Origin of the sequence: Nocardioides renjunii, assembly GCF_034661175.1 — a bacterium.
Taxonomy (GTDB): Bacteria; Actinomycetota; Actinomycetes; order Propionibacteriales; family Nocardioidaceae; genus Nocardioides; species Nocardioides renjunii.
In genome coordinates this window covers 4177770-4198651 of sequence record NZ_CP141058.1, presented here as the reverse complement: position 1 = coordinate 4198651, position 20882 = coordinate 4177770, and the positions used below count along the sequence as shown (strand labels likewise).

Annotated in this window: 21 protein-coding genes; 7 read left to right on the top strand and 14 right to left on the bottom strand. The window is 73.8% G+C overall.

Annotated features, from left to right (window positions below; all coding sequences use genetic code 11):
• Positions 1–18 precede the first annotated feature (18 nt).
• Entirely contained in the window at positions 19–1158 is a 1140-nt protein-coding gene (locus SHK17_RS20120; RefSeq protein ID WP_322920515.1) for a heparan-alpha-glucosaminide N-acetyltransferase domain-containing protein, read from the top strand.
• On the opposite strand, the gene SHK17_RS20115 is transcribed toward SHK17_RS20120, so the two are convergent.
• The 10 genes from SHK17_RS20115 to SHK17_RS20070 all read right to left on the bottom strand — a co-directional run bounded on the left by SHK17_RS20115 (position 1134) and on the right by SHK17_RS20070 (position 8989).
• Positions 1134–1685 carry a protein-L-isoaspartate O-methyltransferase family protein gene (locus tag SHK17_RS20115; protein WP_322920514.1) on the bottom strand — a complete coding sequence of 184 codons (552 nt, stop codon included), beginning with the start codon at positions 1683–1685 and terminating at the stop codon, positions 1134–1136. The two genes, SHK17_RS20120 and SHK17_RS20115, sit on opposite strands and share 25 nt — an antisense overlap.
• Positions 1686–1706: 21 nt before the next feature.
• On the bottom strand, positions 1707–2186 hold the full coding sequence (locus SHK17_RS20110) for a cupin domain-containing protein (protein WP_322423516.1): 480 nt from the start codon (positions 2184–2186) through the stop codon (positions 1707–1709).
• Complete coding sequence (locus tag SHK17_RS20105) at positions 2183–2647, bottom strand: VOC family protein (RefSeq protein WP_172267780.1); 465 nt, start codon at positions 2645–2647, stop codon at positions 2183–2185. The genes SHK17_RS20110 and SHK17_RS20105 overlap by 4 nt, the downstream gene beginning before the upstream one ends.
• Positions 2648–2657: 10 nt before the next feature.
• Positions 2658–3134, bottom strand: coding sequence for an AraC family transcriptional regulator (locus SHK17_RS20100; RefSeq protein WP_322920513.1), 477 nt, complete (start codon positions 3132–3134; stop codon positions 2658–2660).
• Between the two features lie 168 nt (positions 3135–3302).
• Positions 3303–4484, bottom strand: coding sequence for a hypothetical protein (locus SHK17_RS20095; protein ID WP_322920512.1), 1182 nt, complete (start codon positions 4482–4484; stop codon positions 3303–3305).
• A gap of 34 nt (positions 4485–4518) precedes the next feature.
• Complete coding sequence (locus SHK17_RS20090; RefSeq protein WP_216652060.1) at positions 4519–5070, bottom strand: RNA polymerase sigma factor; 552 nt, start codon at positions 5068–5070, stop codon at positions 4519–4521.
• Between the two features lie 138 nt (positions 5071–5208).
• Positions 5209–5907 (bottom strand): anti-sigma factor, encoded by a 699-nt coding sequence (locus SHK17_RS20085; protein WP_172267774.1) that lies wholly within the window; start codon positions 5905–5907, stop codon positions 5209–5211.
• Complete coding sequence (sigK, locus tag SHK17_RS20080; protein WP_172267771.1) at positions 5904–6509, bottom strand: ECF RNA polymerase sigma factor SigK; 606 nt, start codon at positions 6507–6509, stop codon at positions 5904–5906. Before sigK ends, SHK17_RS20085 begins: the two co-directional genes overlap by 4 nt.
• A gap of 34 nt (positions 6510–6543) precedes the next feature.
• Positions 6544–7203, bottom strand: a complete 660-nt coding sequence (locus SHK17_RS20075) for a fasciclin domain-containing protein (protein ID WP_322423514.1) — start codon at positions 7201–7203, stop codon at positions 6544–6546.
• Between the two features lie 241 nt (positions 7204–7444).
• The gene (locus SHK17_RS20070) at positions 7445–8989 is read right to left on the bottom strand and encodes a molybdopterin-dependent oxidoreductase (RefSeq protein ID WP_322920511.1); all 1545 of its coding nucleotides are present in this window, start codon (positions 8987–8989) and stop codon (positions 7445–7447) included.
• A gap of 68 nt (positions 8990–9057) precedes the next feature.
• On the opposite strand from SHK17_RS20070, the gene SHK17_RS20065 reads away from it, so the two are divergent.
• From SHK17_RS20065 to SHK17_RS20055, 3 genes are all read left to right on the top strand, one after another.
• Positions 9058–9846 carry an enoyl-CoA hydratase-related protein gene (locus SHK17_RS20065; RefSeq protein ID WP_322920510.1) on the top strand — a complete coding sequence of 263 codons (789 nt, stop codon included), beginning with the start codon at positions 9058–9060 and terminating at the stop codon, positions 9844–9846.
• A gap of 78 nt (positions 9847–9924) precedes the next feature.
• Positions 9925–10626, top strand: a complete 702-nt coding sequence (locus SHK17_RS20060) for an SDR family NAD(P)-dependent oxidoreductase (RefSeq protein WP_322920509.1) — start codon at positions 9925–9927, stop codon at positions 10624–10626.
• A complete protein-coding gene (locus SHK17_RS20055; protein ID WP_322920508.1) occupies positions 10623–11051 on the top strand; it encodes a hypothetical protein in 429 nt (142 codons plus the stop codon). Before SHK17_RS20060 ends, SHK17_RS20055 begins: the two co-directional genes overlap by 4 nt.
• A 16-nt stretch (positions 11052–11067) precedes the next feature.
• On the opposite strand, the gene SHK17_RS20050 is transcribed toward SHK17_RS20055, so the two are convergent.
• Positions 11068–12045: a hypothetical protein gene (locus SHK17_RS20050; protein ID WP_322920507.1), complete on the bottom strand. Its 978-nt coding sequence runs from the start codon at positions 12043–12045 to the stop codon at positions 11068–11070.
• Positions 12046–12254: 209 nt separating this feature from the next.
• Here SHK17_RS20050 and SHK17_RS20045 point away from each other — a divergent pair, with 209 nt between their 5' ends.
• Together SHK17_RS20045 and SHK17_RS20040 are read left to right on the top strand one after the other, a co-directional pair.
• A complete protein-coding gene (locus SHK17_RS20045) occupies positions 12255–14432 on the top strand; it encodes a UvrD-helicase domain-containing protein (protein ID WP_172267757.1) in 2178 nt (725 codons plus the stop codon).
• Between the two features lie 104 nt (positions 14433–14536).
• The gene (locus SHK17_RS20040; protein WP_322920506.1) at positions 14537–15478 is read left to right on the top strand and encodes a hypothetical protein; all 942 of its coding nucleotides are present in this window, start codon (positions 14537–14539) and stop codon (positions 15476–15478) included.
• A gap of 7 nt (positions 15479–15485) precedes the next feature.
• Here the strand turns inward: SHK17_RS20040 and SHK17_RS20035 are convergent, their stop codons facing one another.
• On the bottom strand, positions 15486–16454 hold the full coding sequence (locus SHK17_RS20035) for a DMT family transporter (protein ID WP_322920505.1): 969 nt from the start codon (positions 16452–16454) through the stop codon (positions 15486–15488).
• A 177-nt stretch (positions 16455–16631) separates the two neighbouring features.
• On the opposite strand from SHK17_RS20035, the gene SHK17_RS20030 reads away from it, so the two are divergent.
• On the top strand, positions 16632–17711 hold the full coding sequence (locus tag SHK17_RS20030) for an NAD-dependent epimerase/dehydratase family protein (protein WP_322920504.1): 1080 nt from the start codon (positions 16632–16634) through the stop codon (positions 17709–17711).
• On the opposite strand, the gene SHK17_RS20025 is transcribed toward SHK17_RS20030, so the two are convergent.
• Positions 17653–19044 carry an O-antigen ligase family protein gene (locus tag SHK17_RS20025; protein ID WP_322920503.1) on the bottom strand — a complete coding sequence of 464 codons (1392 nt, stop codon included), beginning with the start codon at positions 19042–19044 and terminating at the stop codon, positions 17653–17655. The two genes, SHK17_RS20030 and SHK17_RS20025, sit on opposite strands and share 59 nt — an antisense overlap.
• Positions 19045–19152: 108 nt before the next feature.
• Positions 19153–20763 (bottom strand): glycosyltransferase family A protein, encoded by a 1611-nt coding sequence (locus SHK17_RS20020; RefSeq protein WP_322920502.1) that lies wholly within the window; start codon positions 20761–20763, stop codon positions 19153–19155.
• Positions 20764–20882: the final 119 nt, after the last annotated feature.

The window sequence follows — 20882 nt, the reverse complement described above, 5'->3', positions numbered from 1 at the left end:
GCCCGGCAGGATGGGGCCATGACCGGGACGCCGCGAGCCCGCCTCGTCGGGCTGGACGTCGCCCGGTGCGTGGCGCTGCTCGGCATGGTCGCCACCCACGTCATGGATGCGCGCACCCCCGCCGGCGGGCTCACCACCGGCCAGTGGCTGGCCGGTGGCCGGGCCTCGGCGCTCTTCGCGGTGCTGGCCGGGGTGAGCCTGGCCCTGATGACCCGCGAGCCGCTGCGCGGTCGCCCGCTTGCGCTGCGGTCCGCGGGCATCGCCGGCAGGGCGCTGCTCATCGCACTGCTCGGGCTGTTCCTCGGCGGCCTCGACAGCGGCATCGCGGTGATCCTGACCTACTACGGCGCGCTCTTCGTGCTGGGCCTGCCGTTCACGCTGCTCGGCGCCCGGGCGCTCACGGCGCTCGCCGTCGGGTGGGTGGCGCTCGCGCCCGTGCTCTCGCACCTCGTCCGCCCGCACCTCCCGCCTCGCGGCTTCGAGAGCCCGACGTTCGACCAGCTGGCCGACCCGGGTCAGCTGGCCTCGGAGCTGCTCCTCACGGGCTACTACCCGGTCGTGCCGTGGCTCGCCTACCTGCTCGTCGGGCTGGCGCTGGGCCGGGCCGACCTGCGCGACACGTCGTTGCTCGGCGGGCTGGCCCTCAGCGGCCTCGGGACCGCGGTGCTCGCCACCCAGGTGTCGCGATCGCTCGTCGACCCGGCAGTGGCGTCGGAGAAGGCCACCGGGATGTTCGGCACCACGCCCGCCGACGGCGACTGGAGCTGGCTGCTCGTCGTCGCGCCGCACTCGGCGACGCCGTTCGACCTCGCCCAGACCATCGGCAGCGCGCTCCTCGTCATCTCCTGCTGCCTGCTCCTCGAACAGCTGCTGCCGCGCGTCGCGACCGTGGTGCTCGCGGTCGTCTTCGGCGCGGGCGCGATGACGCTCACGCTCTACTCGCTGCACGTCGTGATGCGTACGCCGGGCGTGTGGCCGCCCGAGGAGCCGTCGGCCTACCTCTCCCACGTCGTCGTCCTGCTTGCCTTCGGGGCCGCCTTCCGGCTGCTGCGGCGCCGCGGTCCGCTCGAGGTGGTCGCGGGCCTGCCCGTCCGCCTCAGCAGGCGAGCCGCCCGGGAGGAGGGCAGCGTTCCTCAGCGCAGCGGCACGAAGCGGTAGCGCCCGTGCTCGGTCACGGCCCGCCCGGGGTTGGCGACCCGCAGCATCGTGCCCGCGACGGGGATGACGAGCACGCCGTCGTCGCCGAGCTGGTCGACGAGCGCCTCCGGCAGCTCGTCCGGCTCCGCGGAGACCAGCACCCGGTCGTACGGCGCCCCGTCGGGATCGCCGAGCACCCCCGGGGCAGCCGCCCGGATCGAGGCCCACGGGCGGTCGGACCGCGCGAGGTTGGTGGCGCCGAAGGCGACCAGCTCGGGCTCGAGCTCGACGCCGAGCACGGATCCCGCGGGTCCGACCAGGTGGGCCAGCAGGGCGGTGGTCCAGCCCGACCCCGACCCGACGTCGAGGACCCGCTGCCCGGCGCGGACGTCGAGCAGCCGCAGCATCGCCTCGACGGTGGCCGGCTGGGAGTTGGTCTGACCGGCCGCGATCCGCAGCGGACCGTCGTACGCCTCCTGCGCCCGCGCCCCGGGCGGGAGGAAGTCCCGCCGCGGGGTCGCGGCGAAGGCGGCGGTGACGGCGTCCATCAGCGGCTCACCAGCGGCTCGTCAGAGCCAGGTGTTGTCGTGCTCGCGCATGAACCGATCGTAGGCGTCCTCGTCGAAGTCGCCGATCCCCGCGGCCAGTCCCTCGAAGTAGGCCTCCCGCGGGGCGCCCGGCGCGAAGTGGAGCAGCATCTTCGCCGCGCCGTCCTCGTTGCGGAAGCCGTGGATGCCCCCGGCGGGCACGTGGGCGAAGTCGCCCGCGTGGGTCTTCACCCAGTCCGTGCCGTCGTAGATCGAGACGGTCCCCTCGAGGACGTAGAACGACTCGGTGATCGTGCGGTGGAAGTGGGCGCCGGGACCGCTCTCGGGCCCGGCGAACTCCCAGCGGTAGAGGCCGAACGTCCCCGTGGTCTCGGTGCCCCTGGCGAGGTAGAACACCTTGTTGCCGTTGGGGTAGACGACGGCCGGCTCGACCGCCGCCCGCACCACGTGGGCGGAGACCTCGCCGGAGTCGCCGTGGTAGATCGGCGGCGGATAGCTCACTGCGTGCCCGCCGCGTCGTAGGTCTCCTGGACCTCGGTGGTGCCGGCGCCGTTGGGCTGGCTGATGCGGACGTGGTTGCCGAAGGGGTCGCGGATCCCGAAGTCGGTGCCGTAGGGCTGCTCGACCGGCTCCTGGGTGACCTCCACGCCGGCGTCGCGGAGCGAGGCGTACGTCGCGTGCACGTCGCTGCTGTGCAGGAAGAGCCCGCCGAGCGCGCCCTTGGTGACGAGCTCGCGCACCTGCGTGGCGGTGGACTCGTCGTGCTGGGGTCCGCCGACGAGCTCGAGGAGCAGGGACGTGTCCTGCCCGGGGACGCCGACGGTGAGCCAGCGCATGAAGCCGAGGTCGATGTCGTCGCGCACCTCGAAGCCGAGGTGGGTCGTGTAGAAGTCGAGCGCCTCGTCCTGGTCGAGCACGGGCACGCTGCGGATGTGGAGGCTGGTGATGTGGTTGGTGGTCATGACGAGGACGCTAGTCAGCCACGAGGTGGTCGTGCTTCTCCGAAACCGCTGTCGTCGGCGGTGTGACCGAGGCGCTGCTCGACCCTCCGCGGGGCCGCGTCCACGCCGCGATGAAGCAGGACGGCACCGCGACCGGGGCGTGACGGGCGCGGAACTCGGTCGGTGAGCAGCCCACGATGTTGCTGAACGTGCGGCTGAACGTGCCGAGGCTCGCGAAGCCGACGTCCCAGGCGACGTCGGTGACGGGCCGGTCGGTCTGCCGCAGCAGGGTCATCGCGCGCTCGACGCGACGCCGCTGCAGGTAGCGGTGCGGCGTCTCGCCGTAGACCTCCTTGAACACCCGCCCGAACTGCGAGGCGGAGAGGTGGGCGATGGCGGCCAGCGTCGGCACGTCGAGCGGCTCGGCGTAGCGGCGGTCCATCTCGTCGCGGGCGCGGAGCATCCGCCGGTTGGTGTCCTCCTGGGGGGAGGGCTGCCGCGGGGCCATGGGCACGAACCTAGTCGGTGGCGCTGACAAGAGCAGCGGCACGACCCGGGGGTTGGGCCGTGCCGCTGCAGTGCGTTGGGGACCTCGTCGTGCGGGGATCCGTGCAGCGGCGGGAGCTCGAGGCACGGGTACGACGGATGCAGGTCCGCGGAACGCGGCCGCTCCGGTTCAGGAACCGGACGTCATGGGTGCAAGGTCCCCTCCGTTGCCGTTGCCGTTGCCGTTGCCGTTGCCGTTGCCGTTCCCGTTCCCGTTGCCGTTGCCGTTGCCGTTGCCGTTGCCGTTCCCGTTGCCGTTCCCGTTCCCGTTCCCGTTCCCGTTCCCGTTGCCGGGCTGGGTGGGGCTGGCGGTCGGGGTGAGCGTCGGACTGGCGGTGGGCGTCGCGAGGGGGGTGGCGGGGCCCGTGGTCGGGCTGGTGGTCGAGGGGGTGATGGTCGGCGCGCCGATCAGCGCGACGCAGAACGCCGCGACCTGCTCGCGCCCGCCGGCCGCCTGCACCAGCACCTGGAAGGACGCGCTGTCGAGGGAGGCACCGCTGCCTCCCTGCGAGGCCTGGTAGGCCCGGCACAGGGCACGGAGGTTGGGGTTCGGGGTCTGCGTCGGGCTCTGCGACGGCGTCTGGCTGGGCGTCTGGGACGGCGACTGGGACGGCGACTGGCTGGGCGACTGGGACTGCGACTGGGACGGGGACTGCGACGGGCTCTGGCTGGGCGTCTGCGACGGCGACTGTGACGGGCTCTGGCTGGGGGACTGGCCGGGCGTCTGGGTAGGGCTGGACCCACCCGGGGTGCTCCCGCCCTCGGTCGGGGACTCCGAGGAGCCGCCCGTGCCGCCGTCGGTGGTCGTGCCGTCACCGGGATCGGTGCCGCCGGTGCCGTCGGTGCCATCCGTCCCGTCGGTCGTTCCGGTGTCGTCACCGGACCCGTCGCCCGATCCGTCGCCAGAGGTCGGCGCGTCGCTGCCGGAGCCCGGCTCGGAGACGGACTCGGACGTGGACTGCGAGCTGTCGCCGCCGATCTGGCTGGGCAGCGAGGGCAGGTCGATCGAGCCGGAGAGCGCGAAGCCGCCCGAGGCGAGCGCGACCACGGCCGCCGTGGCGACGAGCGCCTGAGCGGCCGCGCGGCTGCCGAGTCGCTTCGGCGACACGAACCCGGAGCGGGACGCCGGTGGCGGGGACAGCCGGGCGGAGTGGAACTGCGCCACCACGGCGTCCTCGCCCCGCAGCTCGGCGGCCTGCGCGGGCGCGGCGGCCGAGGAGAGCGTCGCGCCCAGGGCGCTGTCGTGCGACGCCGGCTCGTCGAGCAGGCGCTCGGCGTCGCGTCGCGACAGACGGGGGGCCGGTTCGGTCATCTCACTCCTCTCAGCGTCGTGGCGGTCACAGGTGTTACGGCTCCTCGGACAGTCTCTTGGCCAGCTGCTTGAGACCACGGTGCGCCGCCGCCCGGACCGCGCCGGGGCGCTTGCCGAGGATGCGGGCCGCGGTCGGGGCGTCGAACCCCAGGACCGTACGCAGCATGATGGCCTCCGCCTGGTCACGCGGGAGGCTGCCGATCAGCCGGATCGCCGCCTCAGACTGCACGCGGCCGAGGCTGTCGACCTCGACGTCGACCGGGTCGGGGAGGTCGACGAGCTCGTCGGCCGGCTGGTGGCTGACCGGGCGCCGGTTGCGGTGACGGACGTGGTCCATGGCCCGGTTGCGCCCGATCGTGGTGACCCAGCCGCGGAAGCCGTCGGCGTCGCCGCTGAAGCGGTCGAGGTCGCGGAACGCCTGGGCCCAGGCCTCGCTGGCGACGTCCTCCGCGTCGCCCACGCCCACCAGGACGGTGAGGTAGCGCAGCAGCCGCGGCTGCACGTCGCGGTAGACCAACCGGAACGCCGCCTCGTCGCCGGAGAGCATCCGCTCCACGGCGTCGTCGAGCGGATCGGGACCGGGCACCCGAGATTGTTACCCGGGACGGGGGTGCGGGGCACGTCTTCGCGCCTCCGACACGTCGAAAGTTCAGCCGCCGGTCACCCGCCGGGCGGGTGACCGGCGGCTGGACCGGACGCTGGGATCGTGCGTGGGCGGTGCGTGTCAGGCGAGCTCGAAGAGGGCGATGGGCGCCGAGCTGGGCTCGTCGGACCCGCCGTCGGGCTCGACGGTGATGCCGACGGCGACGGCGTCGGCCGCCGAGCCCTCGAGCACCACGGTCTGGTCCGGGTCGTCGGGCATGAGCCCCGCCGGGACGAACTCCTCGTCCGGCGACATGAACCACAGCTCGTAGTCCTTGCCGTCCGGCGCGGGCACCATGTCCTCGGTCGTGATGACGGCGCGGTCCTCGGCCTTGGACCGGACGACCGTCGCGCGGCCGGCCTCACCGAGGTCGAGGAACACCTTCTCGGCGTCCTCGGCCTGCAGCACCTGCTCGGCAGCGGTCAGCTGCGGGACCTCGTCGGACCACGGCTGCCACACCACAGCGCCGAGTCCGGCGATCAGGACCAGGGCGGCAGCCACGAGAAGAGGGAGGCGGCGCCGCACGGACGTCGTGGCGGTGGCCGGGACGACCGGCGGGAGCGGGCGGACCTGCGAGATGCCGGAGAGCACGGACTCGCGCAGGGAGACGGGGGCGGCGACGGCCGTGGTCTCGGCCAGCAGCGCGGCGGTCTCGCGGAGCTCCCTGACCTCGGCGCGGCAGTCCTCGCACTCCGACAGGTGCTGCTCGAAGCGGGCACGCTCGAGGTCGTCGACGGCGTCGACGGCGTAGGCGCCCGTGAGCTTGTGCATGTCGCTCATGAGCCAACTCCCATCAGGTCTCGCAGGCGGATGAGTCCGTCGCGTATTCGTGTCTTCGCTGTGCCCAACGGGACGTCGAGCAGGGTGGCGACCTCAGTGTGCGTGTAGCCGCCGAAGTAGGTGAGCTCGACCGCCTGGCGTTGCACGTCGGTCAGGGTGGCGACGGCGCTGCGTACGCGCGCGGCCTCCAGGGAGGCGTGCGCCGACTCGGCGGTCTGGTCGTGGTCGACCGGCTCGGTCTCACGGTTCCAGGTCTCGTCGCGGGTGGTGGCCGACTCGACCGAGCGGACCCGGTCGACGGCCTTGCGGTGGACGATGGTCAGGAGCCAGCCGGCGGCGCTGCCGCGGGCGGGGTCGAACCGGGTGCTGGAGCGCCAGGCGTCGAGGTAGGCCTCCTGGGCGACCTCCTCGGCGTGGGCCGGGTTGCGCACCACGCGCAGGGCCAGGCCGTACGCCCGTGCGGACGTCGCGTCGTAGAAGGCGGCGAAGGCCGCCTCGTCCCCGAGCGCCGACCGCTGGAGCAGGTCGGACAGCCGGGCTGGTTCGCCCCCGGACGGGACGCCCTGGGGCGCCCCGTCCGGTACGGGCCTCACGTGGTCCACGTCAGCATCCTTGCAGTGTTCGTCCGGGGACGAATCACATCTGCGGCATCATCACCGAGTCGATGACGTACACGGTGGCGTTGGCGGTGGAGACGTTGCCGCAGACGACGGCTGCGCCCTCGGCGGTGAACTCCTCACCCTCGCCCTCGACGGTGATCATGTCGCCCGCGAGGGTCTCGTGCTCGCCCGCGACGTCCTCGGGGGACAGCTGGCCGGCGACGACGTGGTGGGTGAGCACCGTGGTCAGCGCCTCCTTGTCGGCGAGGAGCGCGTTGAGGTCCTTCTTCGGGATCTTGGCGAAGGCGTCGTCGGTCGGGGCGAAGACGGTGAGCGCCTCGGCCGAGTTGAGCGTGTCGACGAGGTCGGCCTCGGTCACCGCGGCGACCAGGGTCTTGAGGAGCGGGTTGTTGGAGGCGGCGGTCGCGACCGGGTCGTCGGCCATGCCCTCGACGGAACCCTCACCCTCGGTGGGGACGCCGGCGCAGCCGGGACCGAACGGGCCGGAGGCGGCGGGCTCGGCCGACTCGGACTCCATCGGCTCCTCGGCGGGGGCCTCGGAGGTCGACTCGGAGGTGGTGGGCTCGTCGGCTGCGGTGTCGGAGTCACTCTCGCTGCCACAGGCAGCCAGGCTCATGGACGCGGTCAGCGCGAGGGCGGCGATGCCCATGGTGCGGGTGCGGAGCTTGGTGTTCATGGCGTTGCCTTTCATTGGAAGCCACTGGGGTGGGCCGTCGTGGCCCGCTTTCAGGAGGTGTTCGGGGCCGTGGGACGACCGGATGGGTCGGATCTAGGAAATGTTTGTCCAATCTCGGAGGAACGACGTCGGGCGGTGGGTGACGCAGGTCCTGGAGGCTCAGGACCTGCGTCACCCACCGCCCGACGGCAGTGCGGCACAGGGATCGGATCAGGGATCGGATCAGGGATCGGACCAGCGATCAGGTGATGCTCACCGAGATCTCCTGGACCCCGCTCGAGCCCTCCGGGAACGGCGTCATCCGCACGTCGGACTGCACGTCGCCGTCCTTGTTGGTGGCGCGGCAGGCGATGAGGTGGCGGCCGGGCTCGGCGTCCCACTCGAGGTACCACTGGCGCCAGTAGTCGTCGGTCACCTGGGGGCCGAGCTGGGCCGGGCGCCAGGCCTCGCCGTCGATGCGCACCTCGACCTTGTCGATGCCGACGCCCTGCGCCCAGGCGATGCCGCCCACGATGACCTTGCCGCCGGCGGTGCTCGAGAGCGGCTTGGGGGTGTCGATCCGGCTCGAGATCTTGATCGGCGCGTCGATGGCCCACTCGCGCTCGGTCCAGTAGGCCTGCTCGGCCTCGTAGGTGGTCAGCGTCATCCGGGTGATCCACTTGCAGGCGGAGACGAAGCCGTAGAGGCCGGGCACGACCATGCGCGCCGGGAAGCCGTTGGTGCGCGGCAGCGGGCCGCCGTTCATGCCGATGGCGATGAGGGCGTCGCGACCGTCCAGGGCCACGTCGAGCGGCGTCGAGATGGTCATCCCGTCGACGTCGGTGGACAGGATCTGGTCGGCCTTCGTGGCGTCGATCCCGGCGCGGTCGAGGATGTCGCGCAGCGGCACGCCCAGCCAGCGGGCGCCGCCGACGTAGGGCCCGCCGACCTCGTTGGAGACGCAGGTGAGCGTGATGTCGCGCTCGACCGTGCGCATCTTCGTCAGGTCGTCGAAGGTCAGGGTGACCTCGCGCTCGACGTCGCCGTCGATGGTGAGGGTCCAGGAGTCGACGTCGACGGCCGGGACGCTGAGCCGGGTGTCGACCCGGTAGAAGTCGGCCGTGGGGGTGCGCAGCGGCGTGATGCCGTCGTACATCTCCTCCAGGCCGGCGGGGAAGGACGACGCGGGGTCGGTGGCGACCGGCAGCGCGACGTCGGTGCCGCCGAGGCGGTACGACGTCACCCAGCGGCCGAGGGCCCCCATGGTCACTGCGGCTGCGGCGAGGCCGCCGCTCGCCAGCACGACCCCGCGCCGGGTCGGTCCGTCGCCCCCCTGTGGCGACGGTTCGACGCTGCCCCGGTCGTCGACGCGGTGCAGCCACCACAACGACGTGGCGGCCACGACCGCGGCGACCAGGGCAGGAACCACGTCCAGCGGCCCGGAACCCGGGCGCAGGACGGCGAGCAGGCCGGCGATGCCGGCCAGCCCCACGACGATGAGCAGACCCGGTGTCTCGCGACGTGCGGCGACGACGCCCGCGACGGCGGCGAGGACCAGCACGACCACGATGACCGAGCCGACGAGGATCAGCTTGTCGGCGGTGCCGAACTGCCGGATCGCCCACTCCTTCAGCGGGGTCGGCGTGAGGTCGATGACGGTCGAGCCGACGGCGAGGACGGGCGACGCGGCCGGCACGGTCAGCGCCGCGACGAGGTGCGCGGCGGCCAGGCCGACGACCGTGGCGAGCACGCCGTACGCCGCGTGGCGCAGGAGGTGCCAGCGGGACTGCCGCTCAGGGGTCTGCATGGTCGGTGTTCGGAGCGGGAGCCTCGACGGATGGGGTGCGGGGTGGGGGGTGCGGCAGGATGACGGCCATGACCGATGCGTGCACCCCACTGGCCCGGGACGAGGCGGTCCACGACGAGCTGGTCCACTACGCCGTCGCGGACTCCGTCGCCACGATCACCCTCGACAGCCCCGCCAACCGCAACGCGCTGAGCCGCCGGCTGGTCACCGAGCTGGTCGGCCACCTCGAGCGGGCGGGGGAGGACGGGGACGTCCGCGTGGTGCTCGTCGAGAGCTCCGGCCGGGTGTTCTGCTCCGGCGCCGACCTGGCCGAGGCGACCACCGAGGGCATGGAGGTAGGTGCCCGGCGCATCGTCGACCTCCAGCGACTCATCGCCACCCTCGACAAGCCGGTCGTCACCAAGAACCTCGGCGCGGTGCGGGCGGGCGGCATCGGCATCGTCGCCGCCGCCGACGTCGCGGTCAGCGCCGAGGACGCGACCTTCGCCCTCACCGAGGTCAAGCTGGGGCTGGCGGCCGCCATCATCAGCCTCACCGTCCACCACCGGATGAGCCCCCGCGCGGCCGCCCTCACCACGCTCGGCGGCGAGGTGTTCAGCGGCGCCGAGGCGGCGGCGTACGGCCTCGTGACCCGCGCGGTGCCCGCCGACCGCCTCGACGACGAGGTCGCCGCGATCTGCGCGAGCCTCGCCACCGGGGCCGCCCAGGGGCTGCGCGAGTCCAAGCGCATCCTCAACCGCGACCTCCTGGCCCGCATCGACGCGCTCGGCGACGAGATGGCCACCACCAGCGCGCGGCTGTTCGCCAGCGACGAGGCGCGCGAGGCGATGAACGCGTTCCTGTCGCGGAAGAAGTAGCGGCGCAACCAGCCGCCGGGTGCATCCGATCGGCCTCCTCCGGCGGAGAAGCAGGTGAGACCTGCCGAGGAGGACGTCATGGCCGAGCAACGCACGGGTGCCGCACGGGAGCTGTCGGGTGCGCGCATCGCCGTGGTCGGCGCGAGCGGCGCCCTCGGGTCGCTCCTCGTCGCGGAGCTCGCCGGACGTGGCGCCCGCCTCCTCGTGGTCGGTCGCGACGCCGACCGGCTGGCAGCCCTCGGCACCGGCACGCCCGTGGTGGCCGACCTCGGTGACGCGCGGGCGGGCGACGCCGTCGCCGCCGCGGCCCGCGAGCACCTCGGTGGCCTCGACGGGCTGGTCAACGCCGCCGGCGTCGTGGCCTTCGGATCCCTCGTCGAGACCCCCGACGAGGTCGTCGAGGAGCTGTTCCTCACCAACGTGGTGGGACCGCTCTTCCTGCTGCGCCGGGTGCTGCCGCTGCTCGAGGAGTCGCAGGGCTGGGTCGTGCAGCTGAGCGCCGTGGTCGCCGAGCAGCCGCTCCCGCGGATGGCCGCCTACTCGGCGAGCAAGGCCGCCCTGAGCGCGGCCACGACCGCCCTGCGCACCGAGCTGCGACGCAGCCGGGTGGACGTGGTCGACGTACGCCCGCCGCACACCGAGACCGGCCTCGCGGGTCGGCCGCTCTCCGGCGCCGCGCCGCGGCTGCCGGCCGGCAAGGACCCCGCCGAGGTGGCCCGCCGCATCGTCGACGCGCTCGCCGCGGGCGAGCACGACCTGGGCGCGGACGCCTTCGGATGACCCTGTCCGGCCCCGCCCCGTGGTTGCTCCTCGTCGCAGGGGCGCACCTCGGCTTCCAGCTCACCGTGGCCCTCGTGGTCTATCCGGCGCTCGCCGACGTCCCGGACGCGGGCTGGGCGACGGCCCACGAGCGGCACTCGCGACGGATCACGCCGCTGGTCGCGGCGATCTACCTGCCCCTCGTGGCGGTGCTCGCCTGGACCGCGGTCGCCGAGCCGGGAGCGGAGGGCACCTGGCTCGCGCTCGCGGGCGGTGCCGTGGCTGTCCTCACCACCGCCGCGGTGGCGGCGCCGACCCACGGTCGCCTGGCCACCGCCCCTCCGGCCGAGCGACCCGAGCTGCTGCGCGGCCTCCGCCTCGCCGACCAGGTCCGCACCGCCGGGGCGGTGGTCTGCGCGGTGGGAGCGGTCGTGCTGGTGTGGTGACGCCGACGTGGTGAGGTCAGGGAGCGATGCGGGCGACGAGGCGGACCAGCCGCTGCGTCGCCAGGCCGAGGTGCGTGTCGACCGGCGGGGTGCCGACCGCGGCGCGCAGCGGCGAGCACGCGGTCGGGTCGAGGGTGAGCGTCCGGGCGGTGCCGGTGGCGTCGGTCAGGACGATGACGTACGACGTCAGCCCGGGCGCGGGCTCGCAGTCGGCCATCGCGCCCGGGACGTGCTGCAGGGTGGCGGCCGCGCGGACCTGCTCCGACGTCGGCGGGCCGACCTGCCACTGGTCCGCCAGCCGGCGCACCTCGCCGCTCCCGGAGTAGGCGCAGACGTCGACCGCGACGGCCGGCAGCGGCAGGAGCGGGACGGTGGCGGGGTCGCCGGCCAGCCGGGGGGCGGAGGCGCCGTCGCGGTTGGTGGCGGTGGTCGTGAAGCGCTCGGGGCAGGTGACGGGCGCCGGCGCGGCCGACGGCGGGCCGCTGCCCGCGGCCGCCTCCATCAGCAGGGTGGTCTCGAGCTGGCTGAACAGCAGCTCGTCGCGGGTGCTGCAGCCGGTGTCGCCGTCCAGCTCGGCGACGCGGCCGTCGGCGAGGCCGACCTCGATGCGGAACAGGCCCGTGGGCCCGGGAGTCGCCGCGCCCGCCGTGCACACCGGGCGTCCGGCCTCCGTCTGCGCCAGGGTGGCCGCGACCGAGGCGGCGAGCCCGCCGGTGATAACGCCCTGCGGGTGGCGCACGCGCTGCGCGGCACCCTCGTCGGCGAGCGGGCAGAAGCGCACCCAGGTCGCCTCCTGCTCGCCGATCGCGCCCGCGGGGGCGTCGGGGGAGTCCACGCACACGGGCCGCACGCCGGTCGGTGCCGGCTCGTCCTCGGCCAGCAGCCGGGGCAGCGCCACGACGCCGGCGACGAGCGCCACGACGAGCGCCGCGACGAGCGCGCCGGCGACCGCGGGCGACCACCGGGTGCGTCCTCGCGCCTGCTCGTGCTCCACGTCGTGGTCCGCCCGTCATCCGTGCCGTCGCTCGTGCCGTCCTCGGGGCCATCCAACACCGCCGGCCCCGCGCCGACGGTGGTGCCGCCGTTCGTCGGTAAGTCGGCGATGGTCGGTGCTCGCCGGTACGCTTGTCGGTCTGCCCGGGGAGCAGGGGCAGTGGTGCGTGGGGGATCCGCGGGGCGATTCGTGGGGGATGAGGAGCGGGAGTGAGCGAGCAGCTCGAAGCGCGGGAGATCGCGGCTGAGCAGGCCTACGTGGACGAGGTCTACGTCCAGCTCGAGGCGTCGACGCGCAGCGCCAGGGCGCTGGCGGCGGAGGGCCACCAGCGCGGCAGGTTGGAGCACGAGGGCGGCCTCGTGGAGCGCGACGCGATGGTCTTCCAGGCCGCCAAGCGGATCGCCCAGCTCGACGCCGCCCACGAGGGGCTGGTCTTCGGCCGCCTCGACCTCGACCCGTCGATCGACTCGCTGCCGCGCTACATCGGCCGCATCGGCGTGCGCAACGCCGACCGCGACGTGCTGCTCATCGACTGGCGTGCGCCGGCCGCCGGCGTGTTCTACCAGGCCACGGCCGCGACCCCGCAGGGCGTCGTACGCCGCCGGGTGCTGCGCTCGCTGCACCGCACCGTGATCGGTGTCGAGGACGAGCTGCTCGACGACCAGGCCGAGACGGACCTGCCGATCGTCGGCGAGGGCGCCCTGATGGCCCAGCTCTCGCGCGCCCGCGACCGCTCGATGCACTCCATCGTCGCGACCATCCAGGCCGAGCAGGACAAGGCGATCCGCGCACCGGGCAAGGGCGTCGTGTCGATCTCCGGCGGCCCCGGCACCGGCAAGACCGTCGTCGCGCTGCACCGCGCGGCCTTCCTGCTCTACTCCGACCGCCGCCGCTACGAGGGTGGCGGCGTGCTCGTCGTCGGCCCCAGCGGCGTGTTCATGCGCTACATCGAGCGCGTGCTGCCCAGCCTCGGCGAGACCGCCGTGGCCCTGCGCTCGCTCGGCGAGGTCGTCGGCGGCATCCGGGCCAGCCGCCACGACGAGCCGGCCGTCGCCGACGTCAAGGGCGCCACCAAGATGGCCGAGCTGATGCGGCGCACCGCCCGCCAGCACGCGCCGGGGGCGCCGACCAGCTTCCGCATCTACTGGCGCGACGAGACCATCGTGCTCGACCCCGGCCTGCTCGGCCGGCTGCGCCGCCAGCTGATGTCGCAGGGGCGCCGCAACCGCCAGCTGCCCCGCGTCGCGCGCACGCTGCTCGACGCCATGTGGCGCCAGGTCACGGGCGAGCGCGGCAAGGAGCGCGGCCGCGAGGCCTTCGACGACGACATGCTCGGCCACGCCGGGTTCGTCGAGTTCGCCAGCGCGTGGTGGCCGCCGCTCGACGCCCGCACGGTGTTCGGCTGGCTGCGCGACCCCGAGTTCCTGGCCCGTGTCGGCGAGGGCGTGGTGACGCGTGAGGAGCAGATGCTGCTCACCAAGTCGTGGGCCGCGGGCGAGCTCTCCATCGAGGACGTGCCGCTGCTCGACGAGCTGCGCTACGCCATCGGCGACGTCCCGCAGCGCACCGACGACGAGCGCGACCTCGACGAGACCGGCCTGCTCGAGGGCGGGGTCGACCTCCAGGAGCTCACCACGATCTCCGAGCGCGAGTACGCCCCCGGCGGCCTCGCGTGGTCGGCGCCGACCCACCGGATCGAGGACGACGGCTATGCCCACGTCCTCATCGACGAGGCGCAGGACCTCACGCCGATGCAGTGGCGGATGGTCGGGCGGCGCGGCCGCACCGCGAGCTGGACGATCGTCGGCGACCCGGCGCAGTCCTCGTGGCCCGATGCCCCCGAGGCCGCCGCCGCGCGCGCCGAGGCCCTCGAGGGCAAGGAGCTGCACGAGTTCCACCTGTCCACCAACTACCGCAACTCGGCCGAGATCTACGCGTTCGCCGCCGACTACGCCCGCCGCGTGGGCCTCGACGCCGACCTGCCCGACGCCGTACGCCGCACGGGCGAGGAGCCGCGGGTCGTGGGTCCGGTCGACGACCTCGAGGCCGCCGTGCGCGAGGCCGTGGTGTCGACCAGCCGCCGGGTGGAGGGCACCGTGGGCATCGTCGTGCCGGTCGCCCGGCGCTCCGAGGTCAACGCCTGGCTGGCGTCGTGGTCCGAGGTCGCCGACGACGCCGCCGGCGCCCGGGCGGCCGTGGACTCGAGCGTCACGCCGAGCGGCGAGGACCGCATCGTCGTGCTCACCGGTCTCGACACCAAGGGCCTCGAGTTCGACGGCATCGTCGTGGTCTCCCCGCAGGAGATCGAGGACGAGTCCGCCACCGGCCGCGCCACGCTCTACGTCGTGCTCACCCGCGCCACGCAGCTGCTGACGACGGTCGGCTGAGCCTCCGACCATCCCTTGTCGCGGATGCGTAGCATCGCCGGACGAGGATCTCGACACCCGTCCCGTCACCCGACCGACACCACTGACCACCCTGGGGGAGGCTGATGTCCCGGCTCGCGCGCCAGCAGGTGGGTGGCAGGACCGCCTGGCGCGCAGCGGTGCTGGTCGGCGCGCTGCTGCTCCTCGCCACGGCGTGCATCGGCCCGGGCACGTGGCCCACGAAGGTGTCCGGCCCCCGGCGCGCGGCACCGCCCGCCACCACGGCGCCCACGACGGCCCCCACCGAGGCGCCGCCGACCACCGCGCCGCCCACGGCAGCGCCACCCACCCCGGCGCCGCCCGCGTGGGAGACCCTCTTCGCCGACCACTTCGACGGCCCCGCCGGCACCTGGCCCGACCAGTGGCACCACATGACCAACTGGAACGCGGCCGCGCTCAACGGCCTCGGCCAGCTCGAGGTGGGGCACGTCGCCCAGATCCGCTCGACACCCGGGTGGATGCTCCCGGCCGGGACGCGCGTCCGGGTGTCGGCGAGCCTGGTGATGCCCGACACGAGCAGGAACTACGCCGCGCTGTGGGTCCAGCACCCCAACCCGGTCGACCCCCGCGAGATCGACGTCATCGAGAGCTACGGCCCGCGCAAGGTCGCGGGCGCCCAGCTGGGCTCGCACATCTGCTACGACGAGAGCGTCGAGAACGACGTCGACGAGTGCGGCGCCGCCGGCCTCTCGCCCGAGCTGTGGCCGGTCGGGCAGGCCTTCGCCGACGGAGCGAAGCCGTGGGAGACGTTCTGGGAGTACCACGCCGAGTTCACGGTCGGTGGGGAGCAGGTGCACTACGAGGCCAAGGACGGCTCGGGCAACCAGGCCTACACCGTGGACTCCACGCCCGACGCCCGCCGCGTGCCCGGCAACGCCGTGCCGTTCCACCTGCGGCTGTCCAACAAGGACGTCGAGCCGGAGCACATGCTGCCCGGCGGCTCGCGGCACAGCATGTTCGTGGACTGGGTGACCGTGCAGGTGCTCTACCCGACCGCCGCCAGCTGAGCACCGCTCAGCCGCGGCCCGGGTCCGGGTCGGGCAGCACCGGCCCCGCCGCGGCGGCCGGCCGGCCAAGCCCGGCCACGGCTCCGAGGACGAGCAGGATGCCGACGACCGCGGCCGGACCGAGCGACTCCCCGAGCACCACGGCCGCCACCACGGCGGCGGTCACCGGCTCCACGAGGCTGGCAGTGACGGCGGTGCTCGGCGCGATGACGCGGAGCCCGGAGTAGAGCAGCACGTAGGCGAGCGCCATCGTCAGCACCCCGAGGTAGGCCAGCCACGCCAGCGCCGCCGGGTCGGTCGTCACCCGCGGCCCGTCGACGAGGGCCAAGCACGGCAGCAGCACGGCCGCTCCCACCAGGGTCATCCCGGAGGTCAGCGCCAGCGGGGACGTCGTACGGCTGATGGAGCCGCCCGCCGCCGTCGTGAGGGCGTACGTCGTCCCGGACGCGACCGCGAGCAGCACGCCGGCGACGGGGGCCGGGCCGGTGGCGGACTCGTGGCTCGCCACGCTCACCAGCAGCAGCCCGGCCAGCGCCGCCACGAGCACGGTCAGCCGCCCGCGCGCGGGCGCCCGCCGGTGGCGTACGGACTCGGCGACGGTCAGCAGCACCGGCGCAAGGCCGAGGCTGACGACCGTCGAGACGGCGACCCCGACCTGGGTCACGGAGACGAAGTAGAAGCCCTGGTAGGCGGCGGTGCCGACGCCCACGACCACCAGCTGGCGGGGGCGGGCGCGGGCCAGCTCGAGCAGCTCGCCGCCCCGCCGGAGCGCGAGGAGCGCCCCGAGGAGCACGGCGGCGGCGATCGCCATCCGCCACGCGCTGATGGTGACGGGGGACAGGCGGTCCTGCTCGCGGATGAGCTGGACCGCGAGGCCGCCGGTGCCCCACAGGACGCTGGCGGCGGCGACCTCGACGAGGCCGCGCAGGTGGGTGGTGCGGTGGTGCGAAGGGGACGTGCTGGACAGGGTGGGCATGCTGGGGACGCTCCGTCGGGCGAGTCGGGACGAAAGGCTCGGTGCGGAGCGGCGGACCGCTCCGGTCAGGCGACCGGAGGCGGGAGCAGGCGGGGCTGCAGCGTCATGCGGGCGAGTCTGCCACTCGGCGCGGGGCGTGACACCCGGGTTTCGTCGTCCGTCTCATAGGGTCGGGCCATGGCTTCCTCTCCTCAGGCCGGCGGCCGGGTGCTCGTCACGGGCGGCGCCGGCTTCATCGGTACGACCCTGGCGCGTGAGCTCGCGGACTCCGCCGAGCAGTGGGTCGTGCTCGACAACCTGCACCCCCAGGTGCACCCCGGGTCGGAGCCGCCGGCCGACCTGCCCGCGTCGGTGGAACTGCGGGTCGGCGACGTCACCAGCGCCGACGACCTCGACGCCGTCGTCGCCGACCTCCGTCCCGACACGGTGGTCCACCTGGCCGCCGAGACCGGCACCGCCCAGTCGCTGTCGGAGAGCACCCGCCACGGCATGGTCAACGTCGTCGGCACCACCCAGCTCCTCGACGCGCTCACCCGTGCCGGCCACGTGCCGTCGCACTTCGTGCTGACCAGCTCGCGCGCGGTCTACGGCGAGGGCGTGTGGCGCAACCGCGACGGCTCGACCTTCCAGCCCGGCCTGCGCACCCACGCCCAGCTCGAGGCGGGCGCTTGGGACCACGGCGACGGGGCGGCGCACGTGCCCAACTCCGTGGCCGGCACCCACCCGAACCCGATCAACGTCTACGGCGCCACCAAGCTCGCGCAGGAGCAGATCCTCGCGGCGTGGACCGGCTCGCACGACACCCGGCTGTCGGTGCTGCGGCTCCAGAACGTCTACGGCCCCCGCCAGTCGCTGTCGAACCCCTACACCGGCATCGTGTCCCTCTTCTCGCGCCTGGCTCGCGAGGGCCGGTCGATCCCGCTCTACGAGGACGGCGAGATCACCCGCGACTTCGTCTACATCGACGACGTCGTCAGCGCCCTCGTCGCCGCGATCGCCCACAAGCCGGCCGACCACATGCGCACGGTCGACATCGGCAGCGGCGTCAAGACGACCATCGGCGACCTCGCCCGCGAGATCGCTCGCTACCACTCCGCGCCCGAGCCCCACGTCACCGGCCAGTACCGCGACGGCGACGTCCGGCACGCCTCCTGCACGGTCGAGACGACGCTCCGCCAGCTCGACTGGCAGCCGCGGGTCAGCCTGCGTGACGGGGTGGCGTCGCTGCAGGAGTGGATCGCGACGCAGCTGGACTGAGGGCGGCGGCGCGGCGGCCTCGACGGGCGCGAGGTGGCCGGCCCCAGCGCAGCAGTCGTTGCCGTGGCAGCGCCGCCACCAGCGCGAGGGACCACCAGCCGAGCGGCACGGTGAGCATCGGCTCGGTGATGCCCGAGACGAGCAGGGCAATGAGCACGAGGAGCATGAGTCGCCCGGCCACGGGGTCGGACGATCCGGCGTGCAACCCGGCCCAGCGGATCTCGCGCACCACGTAGGCGACCATGACGAGAACCGCAGCCAGCCCGACGAGGCCGAGCTCCGGAAGCACGTCCAGGAAGAAGTTGTGGCCGTGCGGAAGCGGATAACCCGCCCGGTAGTAGATGTCCAGGGCGATGTGATTGGGAGGGGCGGGGTCCCACGGGTGCTCCCACACGGCTCCCCAGCCGGCACCGAGAACGGGCGCGAGGTCCATGCTGGAGTCGATGGTCGCCCGCCAGAACGGCGCACGGCCAGAGATGGTGGTGAGCTCCTTGCCGAGCACCACGGTGACGAACAGCAGGCCCGTCGCCAGCACGGCCACGCCACCAGCCATGAACGCGACGACGATGCGCCGGCGGGCCGTCCGGACGAGTGGCCACCCGAGTATCGCCGTCACCGTGACCGCCAGCCCGAGGGCGGTGAGGTAGCCCGTGCCGGACCCGGCGCGATAGGTGCCGTACAGCTGGATGGCAAGGGCGCCGAACCACATCGCCTGCGGAACGCGCTCGCGCGGCCGTCCGAGGGCGAGGGTGGCCGCCAACGAGACCAGCAACGTGTAGGCGAGGATGTTCTCGTTGGTCCCCAGACCGCCGAAGACCATGCCGCTCTCGCTGCTGTACTCGATCCCCGGCACGTCCTCCGACAAGGCGTGCAGGGACAACAGGGTCACGCTGACCCCGCCGACGGCCATGCCCCACGCGATCACGACGGGCTCGCAGTTGGCGGCCGCAAGTACGGCGAGGGCGGCGATCTGGATGTAGACCGTGCTGCTCACCTCGGTGTGGAAGGGCTGGATGCTCCACCGGTGCGAGATCAACGCCAGGCCGAGGAACGCCAACCACGGCCACGGGATCCGAGGCAGTCGCAACCACGGCAGGCTGAGGACCAGGACCACCTTGCTCCACACCATCGCCGCGCCGAGCGAGAGGTAGAAGCTGGGGAAGTAGACGAGGGGGTTGGACATCCAGACGAACGTCGCCGCCACGAGTGCGAGCCAGATCCATCCGCGCGCGTCGGCCAGGGACGCCCGGGGGCGGGAGTCGTGCCACTCCACCAACGTCGCCATCACGCGCCGGGGCCGGCTCTGGCCACCGGCGAGGACGTGTTGCAGCATGGTGTCTGGGCTCCGGTCGGGTCCGAGGTGGCGGGTTCGCGGCCGTGGCGACCGACGCCACAGGGTAAGGCCAGCCAAAGTCGCGTGCAGGATCGTCGGGCGCGATGCCTACTGGCGGCGACGCCTCTGGTTCTTCAGCCGCTCCTCCAGGACGGCGATCCGGGCACGGAGGGCGACGACGGCCTCGTTGACCGTCACCAGGTCCTTCGCGGCCTGCTCATTGAGCCCGGCGAAGCGGAACTTCTCGGCACGCTCGTCGAGGAGGGCCTGGTGCAGCGCGCGGACGGCGCGCGCCTCACCGCGAGGAAGGAGCGCGAGGCGCTGGTCGGCGGCGTCCACCACCGCCTGCCGTCCCGCGGTCCATGTGTCGGAGTCGTGAAGGTGTCGTGAGCCCTCACCCTCGGTCCAGACCCGGTAGACGGCGGTCACCGCCGGCGTGCTGGTCGCGCCTGCGACCGAGGCCGCCCTCAGCAGGAAGTCCCAGTCCTCCGTCGTGTCCAGTGTCTCGGCGAAGCGCACACCGAGGTCGTCGAACACCCCTCGGGGGACGGCGAACGTCATGGGCGGGGAGGCGTTGTCCCACAGGTGGTCGACGAGGCTGAACTCGTCCGGCCACACCCGGCGGGCCGGCCCGACCTCGAGCGGTGCAGGGCCGTCGGCACGGTCGTCCACGTACGGACTCACGTCCTGGGCCAGGGCTGCGGACCGCAGGACGGTTCCGGGTCCGCGAGCCTCCGCCTCGGCGAAGGCCGCGACCCAGTCCGTGGTCACCACGTCGTCGTCGTCCAGCATCACCGCGAAACGACCGGTGGCCACGTCCAGGGCGTCGTTGAGCGGAGCGGATCGACCGGGCCGGTCCACGTCGAGCACCCGGATCCGCTCCCGCAGCCAGGCAGGCATTGCGGACACCAGGCGCCGCACCCGCGCGCTTCCCTCGACCGACGCTCGGTGGCACGCCACGACGACCTCGAAGTCACGGACGGACTGGCCGGCCAGGCACGTGAGGGTCTCCTCGAGGCACAGCAGGCGAGCACCCTGCGTGCGGGTGAGGACGGTGAGCAGAGGCCGGGGCCCACGATTCTGCGCCAGGGCGGGCGGGACGATTCCGGTCTCGACGAGAAGCTGGTGCAGCGACGTGGTGGGGACGGCCGCAGGATGCCCGTACGGCGGCACGCTGCCGTCGCCGCCGTCCTGCAGGGGGACGGCCGTGCGGCCGGGCCATGCGTCCACGAAGACCGCGGCGGTCGCCAGGCGGCGTACGTCTGCGCCGCGTGCCCGGAGCGAGTCGACCGTCTCGTCGGGGCCTGCGTGCCATGGCACGCCGTCGATAGCGGCGGCGGGGAACGCGGCGCAGGCTGACGGGGCGCGGGCCGGCTCCTGGTGGGGACCCTGGTCGCTCTCGCGGCACGGCAGCACCCGGGTCTCGTGGGTCACGCCGCTCGCGTGCGTCGCCGCGACCAGCCGGTGAAGGGCTCCCGGTGTGGGAAGGTCGTCGGCGCGGGCGATCACCACGACGTCCGAGGCGGGCGGTTCGCCGAGGACCACGGGACCGACGCCCGCGTCAGCGCACCAGACGTCGAGCACCTCGGGGCTCGTCAGCGCGTCGGTGCGGAGGTTGCGCGCGAAGCCGTCGACGCGTCCCAGGGCCTCGACCCAGGCGCGAAGGCGATCCTCGCGACCCACGTCGTGCAAGCGCAGGGTGACGACGGGTGGAGGCACTCGATCAGCTCCTCGGTGCGGGACGGTCGGCGAGCGACGCCGCGACTCTAGGGCATGCCGACCGGGCGGTCGGGGGGCCCGCCCTCGCCTCTCGCGGAACCCCCCTCGTGACCCCTCTC

What these genes read in the sequence shown, in the direction of transcription:
- SHK17_RS20075 (WP_322423514.1), bottom strand. Translation starts at nt 7,203, where the DNA reads ATGAACACCAAGCTCCGCACCCGCACCATGGGCATCGCCGCCCTCGCG.
- SHK17_RS20060 (WP_322920509.1), top strand. Translation starts at nt 9,925, where the DNA reads ATGGCCGAGCAACGCACGGGTGCCGCACGGGAGCTGTCGGGTGCGCGC.
- SHK17_RS20085 (WP_172267774.1), bottom strand. Translation starts at nt 5,907, where the DNA reads ATGAGCGACATGCACAAGCTCACGGGCGCCTACGCCGTCGACGCCGTC.
- SHK17_RS20040 (WP_322920506.1), top strand. Translation starts at nt 14,537, where the DNA reads ATGTCCCGGCTCGCGCGCCAGCAGGTGGGTGGCAGGACCGCCTGGCGC.
- SHK17_RS20095 (WP_322920512.1), bottom strand. Translation starts at nt 4,484, where the DNA reads ATGACCGAACCGGCCCCCCGTCTGTCGCGACGCGACGCCGAGCGCCTG.
- SHK17_RS20120 (WP_322920515.1), top strand. Translation starts at nt 19, where the DNA reads ATGACCGGGACGCCGCGAGCCCGCCTCGTCGGGCTGGACGTCGCCCGG.
- SHK17_RS20105 (WP_172267780.1), bottom strand. Translation starts at nt 2,647, where the DNA reads ATGACCACCAACCACATCACCAGCCTCCACATCCGCAGCGTGCCCGTG.
- SHK17_RS20025 (WP_322920503.1), bottom strand. Translation starts at nt 19,044, where the DNA reads ATGCTGCAACACGTCCTCGCCGGTGGCCAGAGCCGGCCCCGGCGCGTG.
- SHK17_RS20100 (WP_322920513.1), bottom strand. Translation starts at nt 3,134, where the DNA reads ATGGCCCCGCGGCAGCCCTCCCCCCAGGAGGACACCAACCGGCGGATG.
- SHK17_RS20115 (WP_322920514.1), bottom strand. Translation starts at nt 1,685, where the DNA reads ATGGACGCCGTCACCGCCGCCTTCGCCGCGACCCCGCGGCGGGACTTC.
- SHK17_RS20070 (WP_322920511.1), bottom strand. Translation starts at nt 8,989, where the DNA reads ATGCAGACCCCTGAGCGGCAGTCCCGCTGGCACCTCCTGCGCCACGCG.
- SHK17_RS20035 (WP_322920505.1), bottom strand. Translation starts at nt 16,454, where the DNA reads ATGCCCACCCTGTCCAGCACGTCCCCTTCGCACCACCGCACCACCCAC.
- SHK17_RS20065 (WP_322920510.1), top strand. Translation starts at nt 9,058, where the DNA reads ATGACCGATGCGTGCACCCCACTGGCCCGGGACGAGGCGGTCCACGAC.
- SHK17_RS20055 (WP_322920508.1), top strand. Translation starts at nt 10,623, where the DNA reads ATGACCCTGTCCGGCCCCGCCCCGTGGTTGCTCCTCGTCGCAGGGGCG.
- SHK17_RS20030 (WP_322920504.1), top strand. Translation starts at nt 16,632, where the DNA reads ATGGCTTCCTCTCCTCAGGCCGGCGGCCGGGTGCTCGTCACGGGCGGC.